This is a genomic window from Acinetobacter sp. 25-47-122 (assembly GCF_056779695.1).
In genome coordinates this window covers 20,586-37,010 of sequence record NZ_JBWYIJ010000015.1, presented here as the reverse complement: position 1 = coordinate 37,010, position 16,425 = coordinate 20,586, and the positions used below count along the sequence as shown (strand labels likewise).

Sequence of the window (16,425 nt, the reverse complement as noted above, 5' to 3'; positions counted from 1 at the left end):
CTCATGGTAAAAAATGCCTTGCAAGCACAATTGCTCAAAGCTGGTTTAGTCGATCAAAAAAAGGCTAAAAAACTTTCTAAACAAGCTGTGCATGAGCAACGCACGGGTCAAAGCAATGAAGCTGAGATTAAAGCTAAAATTGAACAAGATTTAAAGCAAAAACTAGAAAAAGATCAGAATCTTAATCTTGAAATCAAACGCCAGCAAGATGAAAAAGCATTACGTGCAGCAGTAGTGCAAATGATTGGTCAACATAAAATCAAAGATATTGATGGTGAAATCAGCTACCAGTTCGTTGATGAAAATAAAATTAAGAAAATTTATATTAATCAACAAGTTTACAATGCACTCGTGGCAGGCACATTAGTTATCGCCAAAGATCAAGCTAGCTATGCAGTTCTACCAAGAGCGTTATCTGAGCGGATTAATGAAAAAGTCGAAGGATTTATTATTGTGAATAACGCTGAGAAAAATGAGGCTATTACAGATGAGGAAGATCCATATGCAGCTTATGTTATTCCAGATGATTTAATGTGGTGAATTCCTCAAAAGCCTAATTTATTAGGCTTTTTTTACGCTTGATGTGTGATTCAGATTGCGGTGTAGCGGGTATAAATTCATGATTAAGATGCTTTAAGTCATATTGCTGCGTCCAACCATCACGAGAAGACTCTATCAATTTTCTGCGCTCGTCTTTTATTCTCTGATTCGATTTTTTTCAAGCGATGATATTTTGGAGAGCTCAAAAATCAATGGATTGATTTTCTCGCATTATTTTTTCATTTTCTAACTGCTGAAGATGAGCGAGTTCAATAATACTTCTTTCAGGACCTTTCGTGTAAGTTAAGAATACAGTGAGATTGAGAATGAAAAAAATCTGGTTACAAGATAAGCTTTATAATTTAAAAATGTAATAACGATAATCTACGAAATTTTATAGTGTGACTTATTTCACATTAATTTTATTTAAAATAGAAGTTCATAAAATGTATTTCAAGTAATTAATTTAATCTATTCTGTTTGATAAACGTTAACTCTAATAAATTTAATAACTTAAACCATTAAGCTAATGCCAATTCATTTAGAGGTGATCAAGTTGGACAGATTAAATTTTGTAACTCAAATCCAAGAATGGTCAGATCAATTTCCTTGGTTAGAGATGTTGACCTCTCTGAGCATTCTTATTCTCATTGCATTTATCGCAAATTTTATTGCTAAACAAGTGGTCGTCCGTGGTATTCGCAAAATTATTAGCAAACTACGTTTTAGTTATAGTGATGTCTTAGCGGAACATAGCGTTATTCGAAGAATTGCAAACATTGTCCCAGCATTGGTAATTATGAATGGGATTGTGACGGTTCCTCACCTGTCTGAAAAAGTCATTACATTGATTCAGATGTTTGCACAAGCCTTCATTTTCTTAACCATTGCCTTGGCAATTAGTCAGCTTCTCACCATTTTTAATATTATTTATCAACGTAATCCTAAATCTCACAATAAGCCAATTAAGGGTTATTTACAGTTAGTTAAACTCATTATTTTTGTTGTTTGTGCACTGATGGTCATAGGAACATTTCTTAAAAAAGATGTTTTCACGCTATTGGCAGGTTTCGGGGCAATGGCAGCAGTGCTGATGCTGGTTTTCCAAAATACAATTCTATCTCTAGTGGCTTCAGTTCAAATCTCTTCATATGACATGGTTCGAATTGGTGATTGGATTGAAATGCCAACCTTAAATGCGGATGGCGATGTCATTGATATGTCATTACATACGGTGACCGTACAAAACTTTGACAAGACCTATACCACTATTCCGACCAATCGTTTGGTGACAGATACTTTTAAGAATTGGCGAGGTATGCAAGAGCAAGGTGTTCGCCGGATTAAACGTGCACTTTATATCGATCAAAATAGTGTTCACTTCTTATCGGCAATGGAATATAGCAAGCTCAAAGAATTTCTGATTTTAGAAAGATACCTAGATGAGAAACAAACTGAGTTAAAAAACTTTAATCAGCAATATGCAAATAATGGGGTCAATAACCAACGTCGTTTAACTAATTTAGGAACATTCCGCGCATATATTGAATACTATTTAAAAAATCATCCAGGTATTGCACAAAATCAGTCCTTAATCGTTCGTCAATTACAACCGACAGGTGAAGGTTTGCCTATAGAAATTTATGCTTTTACAAATACGACAGCTTGGGTGGCTTATGAGGCGATTCAATCTGATATTTTTGATCATCTTTTGGCGATTCTTCCTGAGTTTGGATTAAAAATATTCCAGATTCCTTCTGGGAATGATTTCAAGATCCCTCAAGACACAGTAAACTGAGTTTTGATTAGATGAATTAAGATTGATTGTATGCTGCAGTGGTTTGAAAAACTCGTTGATCCATATCCATCCAAAGATTTAAATCAGCCCTTGCCGAAGAAATTTTTTCCATTTGTTTGGCAAGCAGCATCAGGAGTTAAGCGTTATCTCTTGGTATTGGTGTTATTTACTGCAGCAACAGCTTCATTTGAAGCAATTTTCTTTTCCCAAATTGGTCATTTAGTTGATTGGTTATCCGCATCGACGCCTCAAAATTTTCTCGAAAATAACCAAACAAATCTAATGATTTTATCTGGTTTTCTACTGGCTAATATTTTCTTTGCAAGTTTGCAATCAATCATAAGGCATCAGATATTATTCAGTAGCTTTCCAATGCGCTTGCGTTGGCGTTTTCACAATTTATTACTTCTTCAAGGCTTAGACTTTTTTCACAATGATTTTGCAGGTCGATTGTCAGCTAAAGTCATGCAAACTTCACTTGCTGTTCGTGAATTTTGGGTAATTTTGGGGGATATCGTTACTTATGTGGTGATTTATTTTATTACCATCAGTGTGGTTTTAGGAAACGTCTCCCCTCTACTCCTTATTCCGCTTATGGCATGGTTGATTTTATTCATTGGCTCGGCATCCTTCTTTATCCCGCGACTTGGAAAAATTTCAAAAAAGCAGGCTGATGCACGCGCGGTGATGACTGGTCGTGTGACTGATGCTTATACAAATATACAAACAGTAAAATTGTTTGCACATGCTGGTCGTGAAAGCCAATATGCCAAAGAGTCTATGCAACTTTTTATGAAGACGGTGTATACCCAGATGCGTCTGGGAACTGCTTATGAAATTAGCATTAATCTACTGACCGCAATTTTATTCTTTGGCGTTTTAGGTACAGCAGTTTTGCTTTGGTTTATTGGTGAAGCCAACATCGGCGTGATCGCCGCAACGACAGCCATGATTTTAAAGCTGAATAGTATGGCTTCTTTTATGATGTGGCAAACTTCAGCCTTATTTGAAAATATTGGTACCATTCAAGATGGGATGAACACGCTAGCAAAACCAATAGCAATTGAAGACAAAGAAGCTGCACTGCCACTCGAGGTACACTCTGGTGCGATTAAATTTGATAATGTGAGCTTTGCTTATAATCAAAAAAATGTTATTAATCACTTGAATTTAGAAATCAAACCGGGTGAAAAAATTGGAATTGTCGGTCGGTCTGGTGCTGGAAAATCGACACTGATCCAACTACTACTTCATTTTTATCAAACCCAACAAGGTAAAATTTATATCGATGGTCAAGCGATTGATGAAGTCACCCAAGATAGTTTAAGAAAAAACATTGCTCTCGTGACGCAGGATACTTCTTTGCTGCATCGAAGTGTTGCTGAGAATATTAAATATGGTCGACCTGAAGCGACTGATGAAGAAATGTATGAAGCTGTCCGTAAAGCTCGATCAGAAGAGTTTATTCCACAGCTTACAGATCTACGTGGTCAGACAGGATATGACGCTTATGTTGGTGAGCGTGGTGTAAAATTATCTGGAGGGCAAAGACAGCGTATAGCAATTGCACGGGTATTCCTAAAAGACGCTCCAATTTTGATTTTAGATGAAGCAACCAGCGCACTCGATTCAGAAGTGGAGGCTGCGATTCAGGCAAGCCTTGATGACTTGATGGAAGGTAAAACGGTAATTGCAATTGCACACCGCCTTTCAACCATTGCTCAAATGGATCGATTAATTGTTTTGGATCAAGGAAATATCGTAGAACAAGGATCTCACGATGAGCTGATCCAACAGAATGGAATTTATGCCCAACTTTGGCAACGCCAAACGGGTGGATTTTTAGTTGAACAAAAAGTGAAAGACAAGGAATTAGACGAAGATGCTTTATCTTGATGATTTAAAAGTGGGTGATCAGTTTAAAAGTCGTGAATATGAGTTAACACTCGAAGAAATTAAAGAATTTGCACAAAAATATGACCCTCAAGTCTTTCATACTGATGAAGAGGCCGCAAAAGATCATCCTATTTTTCAAGGTATCGCAGCCAGTGGTTGGCAAACTTCAGCCATTACCATGCGTCTCTGGACTGAATGTTTTCCAATTGCCAAGGGGCTTATCGGTTCAGAGTCAAGCTTAAGATGGCCAAAACCAGCTCGTGCAGGTGATCGTTTGCATGTGGAAGTTGAAATTGTTGCTATCAATCCTTCTAAAACAAAGCTAGATCGTGGAATTGTGAGTTATGTCACACAAACAAAAAATCAGTATGGTGATGTTTTGTTGATTTCAACCACAAAAATTGTCGTTTTTAAGGCTTAAACATCGGTTTCACATTAGATTTGTCCGACAAAATTGGTATTTTCTATCTGGAATTTATGTCAGTATTATTTTCACCAAAAATTATGAAAAAAATTGTGTAAAGCAATGGATCGCACATGAAAACAGTTTCAGTTCGCCCAGATTTAGGCATTCCAGGTGTTTACGGACTCTTACTTTTAGATGTTGTTTCTCGTTGGGGTTATAGTGCTGAGTCGCTATTCGCTCCCTTTGGATTCACCAACGAGCAACTTGCCGATCCTGAATTTAGAATTCCACTCCATGTAGCGAATGAGATGATTATTCTCGCGCGCAAAATGACAGGTGAAAGTTCTCTTGGTTATCATCTTGGTAACCAAATGCGGATTTCTATCCATGGTTTTATTGGCTATGCCATTATGACCTCGAATGAGATTACTGATGCACTTATTTTAGCCAATCGCTTTATACAACTGCGTATGCCTTTTCTGCAATTTCATTTCTCGACATTTACAGAACAAGTTTCTTTGCAGTTACAATGTGATATTGATCTTGAACCGCTGAGAACTGAAATTGTCATGGCTTTGACTTTTGGCGTCATTACAATGGCGAAAGCACTGACAGGCATTAATGACTTGTATGGCGAAATTAATTTCGATTTCCCGAAACCTGAAGGCTTTGACAAATACATCAGTCGTCTACACCCCAAAACGATTATTCATTTTGATCAAACACATTTTCTGGCTAGTTTCGATAAAAGTTATTTAGGCTTGAAAATGGTTAACGCAGATCCGATTGCCAGTCAAATTGCAATTAATCAGTGTGAAGCAGAACTATCAGAGCTGGGCGAACGCCGTCGAATTTCAATGCGTGTTCGCGATATTTTGACACATTCTGAACAACACTATTTAAGTATTGAAAATGTGGCAGATCGCCTGCATATGTCTGATCGTACACTGAAACGTCAGTTGGCTGCAGAAGGAACTTCTTTTTCAACCTTAGTGGATGAAGTTCGATATCGTCATGCAACCTCCCTACTGTCACGTACTGACTATTCACTCGAACAAATCGCAGATGAACTCGGTTATTCAGATGTTGCGAATTTCAGTCGTGCATTTAAACGTTGGAGTGGTCGAAGTCCAAGCAGTTGGCGTAAAGATCCATATTTATAGAACTTTCGTTTTTAAATAAAACACTGTATAACACAAGAAAATTTTTCAAATCGAATTGAGGAGTCGTGATGAATCATCCTTCAGAGCTTAAATATGCTCGCACACACGAATGGGTACGTATTGAAGGTGATCTCGTAGTTACTGGGATCTCAGATCACGCACAAGATGCATTGGGTGATCTTGTCTATGTAGAAGCACCTGAAGTAGGTCGTGAATTGACTGCTGGTGAACAAGCGGGTGTAGTTGAGTCTGTAAAAACAGCTTCTGATATTCATGCTCCTGTAAGTGGTGTAGTTGTAGAAATTAATGAAAATCTAGAAGATGATCCAGATTTTGTAAATGATGATCCCTATGGCAAAGGCTGGATATACAAAATCAAACCATCTAATTTGGCAGATGTAGAACAACTTCTCTCAAATACAGATTATGAATCAGGTTTGTAATATGTATGACCAGTCTACGGACTGGTTTTTTATTTATACATTTTCGGATGAATGGCTCACTTTTTGCTGTAATTTTCATGTAATTTGATTATAATTAATTCAACTTCTCTCCCTACTTCATTGCTGACCAAAACCAAAAATAATTTTATTTGGCACAGATTGAAGCTTTTAATGGTTCAATATTTCAAGGTTGTCTATGTCTTCTATACATGCTGAGCATCTATGGAATAAATCTTTTATTCTGTGTCTAATTAATAACTTATTTATTTTCATCTTCTATTTTGCTCAGACAACGATATTGCCAATTTATATTTTGAATGATTTAAATCGTAATATTACCCAAGCTGGGCTTGCACTGACTTTATTTCTAGCTTCATCAATCGCAATACGACCGTTTACCGGTCTCATTATTGAGAAGATTGGGTTGAAAAAAGCACTTTATATCTCTGAGTCATTTTTTGTACTGCTCTCTTTCGCTTATATCTTTGCAGATAATCTAACCCTATTACTGGTCATTCGATTATTACAAGGAATTTGGTTCAGTATTTTGACCACTGCCATGATACCAATCGTCAATGACTTCATTCCAAATCAGCGTAAAGGTGAAGGCATGGGATATTTTGTCATGTCAGTCAATCTTGCCATTGTACTAGGACCCATGTTGGGCTTAATTCTCATTCAACCATGGGGATATATTCCAGTGGCAACACTTTTAGCTGCAATTGTCTTTATTGGTTATTTGTTCTGCTTTTTAATTCCGATTCAGACACAATTTCAAACTGTTAAGCGCAAAACAAAAATTAGTGTTCATGATTTTGTTGAGATTAAAGCTTTACCTGTTGCGATGATGGCGATGCTCATCTCATTTTCTTATGCAAGTATCATGTCTTTTATCTCGACATATGCTGAATCAAAAAATTTATTGACCTATGCGAGCTTATTCTTTGCTGTTTTTGCAATTTCCATGATGCTCTTAAGACCCTTCACAGGAAAGTTATATGACTCTAAGGGTCCTGCCTACGTTGTCTATCCAGCGATTGTGAGCTTTAGCATTGGGCTATTCATTCTAAGCCAAATTCATTCTGCTGCCGGATTATTGATATCTGCTGTCTTTATTGGTATAGGCTTTGGGTCAGCACAGCCATGTCTCCAAACGCAAGCCATTCAAGCTGTAGCACGTGAACGAGTTGGACATGCGAGTTCAACTTTTTACACCTTTTACGATATTGGCATCGCATTAGGTTCTTTTATTCTAGGTATTGTGATCACATACTATCAGTATTCGATTGCCTATATGTTATGTGCGATATTGACGCTATTAAGCTTGCTGTTTTACCGCTTCGTTGTTCAAACTAAAGTAAAAGTGGTCTAGAGAGCTAAAAATTTGTCCAAAAAAAAGCCTTCAGATGAAGGCTTTTTTATTCAATTAGCTCTCTGCATCTTCATCAAACATACTGAAGGTTTGTGAAGAGGTTTCAGCATTCTCTCGGACGCGTGAACTTTTTAGCTTAATTTGCAGACGTAATTCATTTTTAGAGTCAGCATTACGAATGGCTTCATCATAACTGATCGCACCTTCGTTATATAAATCAAACAATGCTTGGTCAAATGTTTGCATCCCCAGTTCTCGCGACTTGGTCATAATTTCTTTCAACTCATGAAAGTTACCTTTCAAAATCAAATCAGAAACTAAAGGTGTATTTAGCATGACTTCTACAGCAGCTCTACGTCCGACACCATCTTCAGTTCGGACTAAACGTTGAGAAATAATGGCTTTCATATTTGATGAAAGATCCATAAGTAACTGATTACGCCGTTCTTCAGGGAAAAAGTTGATGATTCGATCTAAGGTTTGATTGGCATTATTCGAATGCAACGTGCCTAAGCACAGATGACCAGTCTCTGCAAAAGCGATCGCATGCTCCATGGTCTCAGTATCACGGATTTCGCCAATTAAAATTACATCTGGTGCCTGACGAAGTGTGTTTTTAAGCGCATTATGCCATGAGTGACAGTCCACTCCGACTTCTCGGTGAGTGACCATTGATTTTTTATGTTTATGCACGTATTCAACTGGATCTTCTACAGTAATGATGTGCCCTGCTGAGTTCTCATTACGGTAATCAATCATGGCAGCAAGTGAAGTAGATTTACCCGATCCAGTGCCACCAACCACTAGAATTAAACCTCGCTTTTCCATTACCACATCTTTCAATGTTTCTGGTAATTTCAACTTTTCAAAGTTTGGAATTTCAGAGGTAATGGTACGAATGACCATCCCTACATTAAGTTGCTGTTGAAAAACATTCACGCGAAAGCGCGATACATCTGGGACATTAATGGCAAAATTACATTCTAATTCACTCTCAAATTCTGCTCTTTGTTTTTCATTCATTAAGCTATAAGCGAATAGTTTTGTTTTTTCTGCAGTCAAAGCTTGAGAACTTAAAGGCTTCATTGAACCTTGATGTTTCATACTTGGAGGAAAATCAGCTGAAATAAATAAATCTGATCCCTCATGGTCAAAAACGCTTTTAAGCAATCTGAACATGAATTGCCGAGCTTCGCTAAGTAATTCATTACTGAACATTAATTTCCCCAAGTTATAAATATTAAATACTTAAAATACTAATAGAAATATAAGGTTATTTCAGCTGTTTCATCAAATATTTAATGCTTTGAACAAACATTCAAATCTTAAAGGCAAAAAAAAGAACCCATATTTCATGGGTTCTTTTTTACGAATTATATTAGGAGAGTTGTTGAGCAACATCCAAAATCAATTGCTCTGTACTTAACCAACCCAAGCATCCATCAGTCACTGATTGACCATAAGTCATGTGATCAGAAATTTTCTGATTGCCATCGACTAAAAAGCTTTCTAGCATGACGCCACGGACTTGTGTTTGAGGTCGTTCATTCACAATTTGCTTTAATACAGCAGGTTGATTCAATGGATTCTTAGCGCTGTTTCCATGGCTACAATCAATAATCAAAGCTGGTAGTACATGGTTATTGTTTTCTAGAATCTTTTTAATTTCAGATAATTGGTAATTTGTACCCTGATTCGATCCACGTAAGATCAAATGTGCATGCGGATTACCCTTTGAAGATAAAATGCTTGGACCACCATCTTGACTTAAACCAAGAAATTGATGCGGTTGTGAAGCGGACTGAATCGCATCCAATGCAATTTGGATTGATCCATCTGTACCGTTTTTGAACCCAATGCTATAAGGCATATGGCTAGATATTTCACGGTGAATTTGCGACTCGCTTGTTCTCGCCCCAATCGCGCCCCATGAAATCAAATCATCAAAATATCCTGTTGCCATTGGGCTTAAGATTTCTGTGGCCAACGGCAAACCCATTTCAGCAATTTGAATGAAGAGTGATCTAGACTGTTCAAGTCCTTTTTGCATATCTGCTGAACCATTTAAATCTGGATCATACAAGAAGCCTTTCCATCCTACAGTGGTGCGAGGTTTTTCAATATAAGTACGCATCACGATGAAAATCTGATCTTTGACTTGTTCTTGCAGTTGTTTTAATTTTTGTGCGTATTCGAGGGTTGCTTTAGGATCATGAATCGAACATGGACCAGTAATGACCAATAAACGTGGATCATGACCCGCTAAAATGTCTTGTATTGTTTGGCGATGTTGACGAATTTGAAGTGAAACTATCGGACTAACTGGTAAAGCTGATTTTAGTTCTAATGGTAAGCTTAATTTTTTTTCTAAAGTATGTTGAGCTGTGGTTATAAGCTGAGAATTAATTGCATTCATCTTGAATTCCTTTGGGCAGCAATTGCCCTATCTTTTATTTGAGCGTGAGGTGTCTATTGGCTGGGTTTTGTTCTTGACTAAAATAGAACCAATAACCGTTGCTAAAATAAAAAGTATTCAATGTTTTCATGAGATGCTCCTATATTTGTTGAGATGAAAAAAAACCTGATTGGTGTTGCCAATCAGGTATAAACTTGATGGGCAACATTTTTGTTGCCCGAACGCGTCTAGGCAACTAGATGTTAAATTGCCAAAAATAATAATAAGCGTTAGTAATCAAGTGTGTCGTTTTCATCAAATTATCTAAAATATAACCCTTAAAAGTAAAATACGCATAAATAGACTGATTGACAAGCAATTTATATAAAAAATATTGTTATATCAATCATAACTCAAATATATCAATGGTTTATTGCTTATCTGTAGGAAGCCAATCTTTTATAGCACATACTTGTTTGAGCATCAGTTGCTCAGCCTCAGACTTACAAATCGCTTGGCTAAATAAAAAGCCTTGACCATATGCACAGCCAACATCCTGAAGACTTAAGAGCTGTTGGCATGTTTCGACACCTTCTGCGATCACATCCAATGACAGAATAGGTCCGAGCTTAGCAATGCCCTCTACAATTGAATTGATTGACTTCTCCTCATTCATTCGATTCACAAAAGCATAATCAATCTTGAGACAGTCGACAGGATAATCTCTTAAATGCGTCATTGAAGAATGACCGGTTCCGAAATCATCCAATGAGATTCGAAGACCATAATTTTTGAGCTTTTGTAGTGCTCGAATCACAAATTCTATTCCACGCTCAGCCAGAATATGTTCTGTAATCTCAACCTCGATTAAATGAGCAGGAATTTGATGTCGTTCTAAACGTTGAATTAACAATTCTGCATAATTGTCACGCATGAATTCAACTGGAGAGGCATTAATTGAGATCGGTACAAGTTGAACGCCCTTAGACATCCAATCTGCCATGTCACTGAAAATCTTTTGATGCATGATTTCACTGATTTTACTGGCCAGCTCATAATCGTTAAACGCTTCTGAGATTGAAGCTGGATAATGAAGTTGCTGCTGTGTATCATGCCAACGCATCAAAGCCTCAAATCCGATTAGCTGACAGTTATCTAAGCGAACCTTAGGTTGATAATACGGTTCGATTAAATTGTCCTGTATGATATAGCGAGCAGTATCAAGTTGTTGCATCTTCTTTTCAGCAAGTGCAAACATTTCGTCATCATACATACGATACCCACCACGACCTTTTTCTTTAAGATCATTTAGAGCGGTATCCGCACATTTCATCAATCCGAATACATCTTGAGCATCTTTAGGATAAATGGCACATCCAATACTCATCCCACTATTAATCACTTTTCCTGCATAAGTGATGGGGGCAATATTTTGTTTAAGCACTTTCTGTGTGGTTTGATGTAATTCTTCTTCTGAGGTCATCCCTGGGACAATAATTGCAAATTCATCTCCACCTAAACGTGAAACAATACACTTGCGATCCAAACTCTTTTGCAGACGTTTAGATAAGACTTTAAGTAGATGATCTCCAGCAGGATGACCTAAAGTATCGTTAATGTTTTTAAAATGATCGAGATCAATAAACATCATACCAATAAGTGTTTTTTCACGATTTGCTTGTGAAATCGCCGCTTTTAATTTATTTTTGAAGGCACGACGATTCATCAGACCAGTCAGATCATCATATTCACTGCTGATTTTTAGTTTAGCTTCGGCAACACGTTGACGGGTAATATCACGTGATACACAGAGAATACTGGTCGTATTTCCTTGTTCATCATGCACAGGTGTTAAAATATTATCCCAATACATCACAGTATCGCCGTGTGTGCTCATCCCCGCAAAACGGGCATTCTTCCCTCGAGCTGCTGTTTTAATCGCTTTTGCCCCCTGTTCACGTACTTCAGGTGGTAACAGCGTTAACCAATCCATTCCAAATTTCTTAACACGCTCTTGACCCAGTAATGCCATGCATCCAGATTTGTTCATGTGTTCAAGCTTGCCATCTGGTGTGATAATTTTTATACAGTCTACGCTGACATCGAGCATATCTGTATTCGCACGCAAGGCCTCAGCAGTTTCACGCATTTTGATTGTACGATCATGGATATTTGTGCAACTTATCATCCAATTTTGCTGGTTGGATTGAATCACCTTAGGTTCAGCAAGCATTAAGAACCAAAGATATTCACCTGATTTATTTTTTATACGACACTCTTTTTCAAATTTCTGACCGTTTTTTTGAGCATCATTCCAAATCTGATAAAGATGTTCAGCATCATCAGGATGAACAAATTTAAGCCAGTCTACGTCACGTAAGATTTGCGTATCCGCACCGATATATTGTTTAAGTGCGAGATTACAATACCCTGAGTTGGTGTGACTGACCCAAATCAAATTGGGCAGTAAATCGAGTGCAAATTTAAAGTCATCTGACAGTGTTAGATGCAAAGGCACAGCTTTGGACTGTAAATGATCAGCTCTATTCAGATCCAGAATGCTCATAGTTCACCTATTCGAAAATAACAACCCATCAAAATGACGAATACAAAAATCAGCGTAAAAATTTAGAATTTAATTAATCAGTATTTAAATTTAGTTAATAATGATTATTAATCATCATTAATTTTAAAATACGTGATAATAATAACAATTAAATGGACTAAATTAATACAAATACCATTTCTGCATGATACATAATTTTTATCACTTGTGAATATTAAATAGACAAAATGCATAAAAAATAATGAAATACGACACAATAATGAATTTATTTGATAATTCGACATCTTAGAATTAAACAATTCCGATTTTAATTAAAAAAATACCTACTTATATTAAGTAGGTGTTGAATAATATAAAAATAATCTAAACTTATTATTAATTTATTATAAAAAATCTTTAATGTTTTTGATCACCTCACTTGGTTTTTCTGCATGTAACCAATGTCCAGTGCCATCAATCGTCACAAATTTAGCTTTAGGATATTGGAACCGAATAAGATCGTTATCACGCTCGAGATTAATATAATCGGATAATTCTCCTTTTAAAAACAAAGTTTCATTCGATTGTGGATTAAGACGTTCCCATGACAAAATCTGAAAATATTGTTGTTTAAGTGCATCTAAGTTGAATAGCCAATGTCCATTGCGGAAAGATTTGAGCAGAAATTGAATAACGCCAATTTCATTAATATATTTCTGCATCAACTCGGTTGCCTCCTTTCTTGAAACAACTTGAGCTTTTTGAACTTCTTCTAAAGCTTTGAAAATTTGATCATGATGAGATTTTTGATAAGCGACGGGTGCCATATCAAGTACAATCAACTTAACTACTCGATGTGGTACAAGGTTTGCTAAGTGCATGGCAACTTTCCCCCCCATCGAATGACCAATGATGTGAAATTGTTGCACATTCATATCATCTAAAGTTTCTACAACATCTTGCGCCATGAGTTGATAACTCATTTGATTAGAATGAGGTGATAAACCGTGATTACGCAAATCAATTTGGATGACATCATGCGTTTCCTGAAATGCTCTCGCGAGCATGCCGAGGTTCGATAAACTACCAAAAAGACCATGAATCAGAACAAGAGCAGGTTGACGTTGATTCGCATTTGATTTGGTGATCTCAGCATTTAGTCGCATATATATACTCAAATAGCTTTAAAAATGTGATTCAAATTCTAACAGTAGAGTTTGTATTTTGGTGTTATTTTAATTTTTATTTATATAATTCAGTAAATTAAAGACAATCAAAAAAATTCGGTTATAAGTAAAAGTATTGAGTTTTATAAAAATTAGTCCTGTAATTCGATCTTGTGATCGTGCGGAAATTATATATATTATCCGATTAAACTTTTTACTTTGAACATTTTAGGAAATTTAGACCATGTTTCATCATGTAGATGCTTATGCAGGTGACCCTATTCTTTCACTTATGGAAGAATATAGTAAAGATGAGCGTACTCAAAAAGTGAATTTGAGTATTGGTCTATATTATAACGAAGACAGTATTGTACCTCAGTTAAATGCGGTCAAAGCTGCGTACAAAAATATTGAACCGAGCAACGATAAAGTTAAACTTTATTTACCAATGGATGGTTTGAAATCTTATAACGAAGCGACTCAAGCATTAGTTTTAGGTCCTGATAGTCAAGCGCGTAAAGATGGTCGTGCTGTCACGATTCAAACACTTGGTGGCTCAGGTGCACTTAAAGTTGGTGCTGATTTTTTGAAAAAATATTTCCCTGAGTCAGATATCTGGGTAAGTCAGCCAACTTGGGATAACCATATCGCAATTTTTAATGGCGCTGGTATCCAATCTCATTTCTATCCTTATTTTGATGCTGATACAAATGGCGTTAACGTTCCAGCAATGCTTGAGGAATTAAAAACACTAAAAGCAAAAAGTATTGTTTTGCTTCATCCTTGCTGCCATAACCCAACTGGTGCAGATTTAACGCCAGCAGAATGGGATCAAGTGATCGAAGTACTTAAGACGAATGATCTTATTCCATTCCTTGACATCGCTTACCAAGGTTTCGGTAAAGGTCTTGAAGAAGATGCATACCTTATTCGTGCTTTAGATAAATCAGGTATGAATTTCATTGTGAGTAATTCATTCTCAAAAATCTTCTCACTGTATGGTGAGCGTGTCGGCGGCTTAACATTTGTCTGTGATGATAAAGCTACTGCTCAAAAAGTGCTTGGACAATTAAAAGCAACTGTACGCCGTATTTATTCTAGTCCAGCAAGCACAGGTGCATTGTTGGTTGAAAACGTGTTAAACAACGCAGATCTAACTGCTCAATGGCAAGCTGAATTACAAGAAATGCGTGAACGTATTATTAAAATGCGTGAATTGTTAAATGCTAAATTGAGTGCGGCTCTGCCTGAACGTGACTTTAGCTATCTAGTAAAACAACAAGGTATGTTCAGTTATACAGGTTTGACTGGCGAACAAGTGGATATTTTGAAAGATAAATATGGTATTTATTTAGTCCGTAGTGGCCGTATGTGCGCAGCAGGATTAAACTTGAATAATATTGATTATGTGGCTGAATCAATTGCAGAAGTTTTGAAAGCTACCGCTTAAAAACAAAAAACGGGCATATCGCCCGTTTTTTATTGCCCAATTAAAAATGTACAACTGTACGGATTGATTTACCTTCGTGCATTAAGTCAAAGGCTTTATTAATGTCTTCTAGCCCCATAGTATGAGTAACAAAAGGTTCTAATTGAATGTCACCCTTCATCGCATCTTCAACCATTTTTGGTAATTGAGTACGACCTTTTACACCACCAAATGCTGTACCCATCCATTTACGTCCAGTCACTAATTGGAATGGACGAGTTGAGATTTCTTGACCTGCACCAGCCACACCGATAATGACAGATTGCCCCCAACCACGGTGTGCACATTCAAGCGCTGAGCGCATTACGTTTGTATTACCGATACACTCAAATGAATGATCAACACCCCAGCCAGTCATCTCTACAATGACTTGTTGAATAGGTTGATCATAGTCCTTAGGATTGAGGAAATCTGTAGCACCAAACTGCTCAGCCAATTTAAATTTTTCTGGATTAGTATCCACTACAATAATTCGGCCAGCTTTGGCTTGTTTAGCACCTTGAACAACTGCTAAACCAATACCACCTAAACCGAACACAGCAACAGTATCACCTTCCTGTACTTTTGCAGTATTGTGAACCGCACCAATACCAGTCGTCACGCCACAACCCAATAAACAAACGTGTTCAGGGTTTGCTTCAGGATTAATTTTTGCTAACGATACTTCGGCAACAACTGTGTATTCACTGAATGTTGAACACCCCATATAATGGTAAATAGGTTCGCCGTTATAAGAGAATCGAGTCGTTCCATCAGGCATAACACCTTTACCTTGAGTGGCACGTACAGAGACACATAAGTTTGTTTTATTTGATTTACAGAACAAACATTCGCCACATTCTGCAGTATAAAGTGGAATGACATGATCACCTGGTTTTACACTGGTCACGCCTTCACCAACTTCAACCACAATACCTGCACCTTCGTGACCAAGTACCGCAGGGAATACGCCCTCTGGGTCTTCACCAGAAAGTGTAAATGCATCAGTATGACAAACACCTGTATGCGTAATTTTCACCAATACTTCACCAGCTTGTGGTGGAGCAACATCTAATTCAACAATTTGTAATGGCTGACCTGGACCGAATGCCACCGCTGCACGAGATTTCATGATGAAAACTTCCTTTGTAAATTAAGATTTAACAGATAAGTTACAGTAACCGCTTTTGATAAAAACATTCAACTATTTGATTGATGATATTATAGCCATAC

The 16,425-nt window shown here is 37.0% G+C and carries 13 protein-coding genes; 8 read left to right on the top strand and 5 right to left on the bottom strand.

Going from position 1 to position 16,425, the window contains the following annotated elements:
* Window positions 1–3 precede the first annotated feature (3 nt).
* The 7 genes from AC1M9P_RS13280 to AC1M9P_RS13250 all read left to right on the top strand — a co-directional run bounded on the left by AC1M9P_RS13280 (window position 4) and on the right by AC1M9P_RS13250 (window position 7,618).
* Window positions 4–540, top strand: a complete 537-nt coding sequence (locus tag AC1M9P_RS13280; RefSeq protein ID WP_481587919.1) for a DUF2058 domain-containing protein — start codon at window positions 4–6, stop codon at window positions 538–540.
* A gap of 556 nt (window positions 541–1,096) precedes the next feature.
* Window positions 1,097–2,338, top strand: coding sequence for a mechanosensitive ion channel family protein (locus tag AC1M9P_RS13275; protein WP_481587918.1), 1,242 nt, complete (start codon window positions 1,097–1,099; stop codon window positions 2,336–2,338).
* Between the two features lie 30 nt (window positions 2,339–2,368).
* On the top strand, window positions 2,369–4,234 hold the full coding sequence (locus AC1M9P_RS13270; protein ID WP_481587917.1) for an ABC transporter ATP-binding protein: 1,866 nt from the start codon (window positions 2,369–2,371) through the stop codon (window positions 4,232–4,234).
* A complete protein-coding gene (locus tag AC1M9P_RS13265; protein WP_179997979.1) occupies window positions 4,221–4,655 on the top strand; it encodes a MaoC family dehydratase in 435 nt (144 codons plus the stop codon). The genes AC1M9P_RS13270 and AC1M9P_RS13265 overlap by 14 nt, the downstream gene beginning before the upstream one ends.
* A gap of 116 nt (window positions 4,656–4,771) precedes the next feature.
* Window positions 4,772–5,803 (top strand): AraC family transcriptional regulator, encoded by a 1,032-nt coding sequence (locus AC1M9P_RS13260; RefSeq protein WP_179997980.1) that lies wholly within the window; start codon window positions 4,772–4,774, stop codon window positions 5,801–5,803.
* 68 nt (window positions 5,804–5,871) lie between these two features.
* Window positions 5,872–6,246, top strand: coding sequence for a glycine cleavage system protein GcvH (gcvH, locus tag AC1M9P_RS13255; RefSeq protein ID WP_035267502.1), 375 nt, complete (start codon window positions 5,872–5,874; stop codon window positions 6,244–6,246).
* Window positions 6,247–6,442: 196 nt separating this feature from the next.
* Window positions 6,443–7,618, top strand: a complete 1,176-nt coding sequence (locus tag AC1M9P_RS13250; protein WP_481587916.1) for an MFS transporter — start codon at window positions 6,443–6,445, stop codon at window positions 7,616–7,618.
* A 54-nt stretch (window positions 7,619–7,672) separates the two neighbouring features.
* Here the strand turns inward: AC1M9P_RS13250 and AC1M9P_RS13245 are convergent, their stop codons facing one another.
* The 4 genes from AC1M9P_RS13245 to AC1M9P_RS13230 form a co-directional block, all read right to left on the bottom strand.
* Window positions 7,673–8,836, bottom strand: a complete 1,164-nt coding sequence (locus tag AC1M9P_RS13245) for a PilT/PilU family type 4a pilus ATPase (protein ID WP_481587915.1) — start codon at window positions 8,834–8,836, stop codon at window positions 7,673–7,675.
* A 160-nt stretch (window positions 8,837–8,996) separates the two neighbouring features.
* A complete protein-coding gene (locus tag AC1M9P_RS13240) occupies window positions 8,997–10,034 on the bottom strand; it encodes a 3-deoxy-7-phosphoheptulonate synthase (protein ID WP_481587914.1) in 1,038 nt (345 codons plus the stop codon).
* Window positions 10,035–10,443: 409 nt separating this feature from the next.
* Complete coding sequence (locus AC1M9P_RS13235; protein ID WP_481587913.1) at window positions 10,444–12,579, bottom strand: sensor domain-containing protein; 2,136 nt, start codon at window positions 12,577–12,579, stop codon at window positions 10,444–10,446.
* Between the two features lie 383 nt (window positions 12,580–12,962).
* The gene (locus tag AC1M9P_RS13230; protein ID WP_481587912.1) at window positions 12,963–13,724 is read right to left on the bottom strand and encodes an alpha/beta fold hydrolase; all 762 of its coding nucleotides are present in this window, start codon (window positions 13,722–13,724) and stop codon (window positions 12,963–12,965) included.
* A 244-nt stretch (window positions 13,725–13,968) separates the two neighbouring features.
* On the opposite strand from AC1M9P_RS13230, the gene AC1M9P_RS13225 reads away from it, so the two are divergent.
* Entirely contained in the window at window positions 13,969–15,174 is a 1,206-nt protein-coding gene (locus tag AC1M9P_RS13225) for an amino acid aminotransferase (protein WP_481587911.1), read from the top strand.
* Between the two features lie 40 nt (window positions 15,175–15,214).
* On the opposite strand, the gene AC1M9P_RS13220 is transcribed toward AC1M9P_RS13225, so the two are convergent.
* On the bottom strand, window positions 15,215–16,324 hold the full coding sequence (locus tag AC1M9P_RS13220) for an S-(hydroxymethyl)glutathione dehydrogenase/class III alcohol dehydrogenase (protein WP_092766302.1): 1,110 nt from the start codon (window positions 16,322–16,324) through the stop codon (window positions 15,215–15,217).
* Window positions 16,325–16,425: the final 101 nt, after the last annotated feature.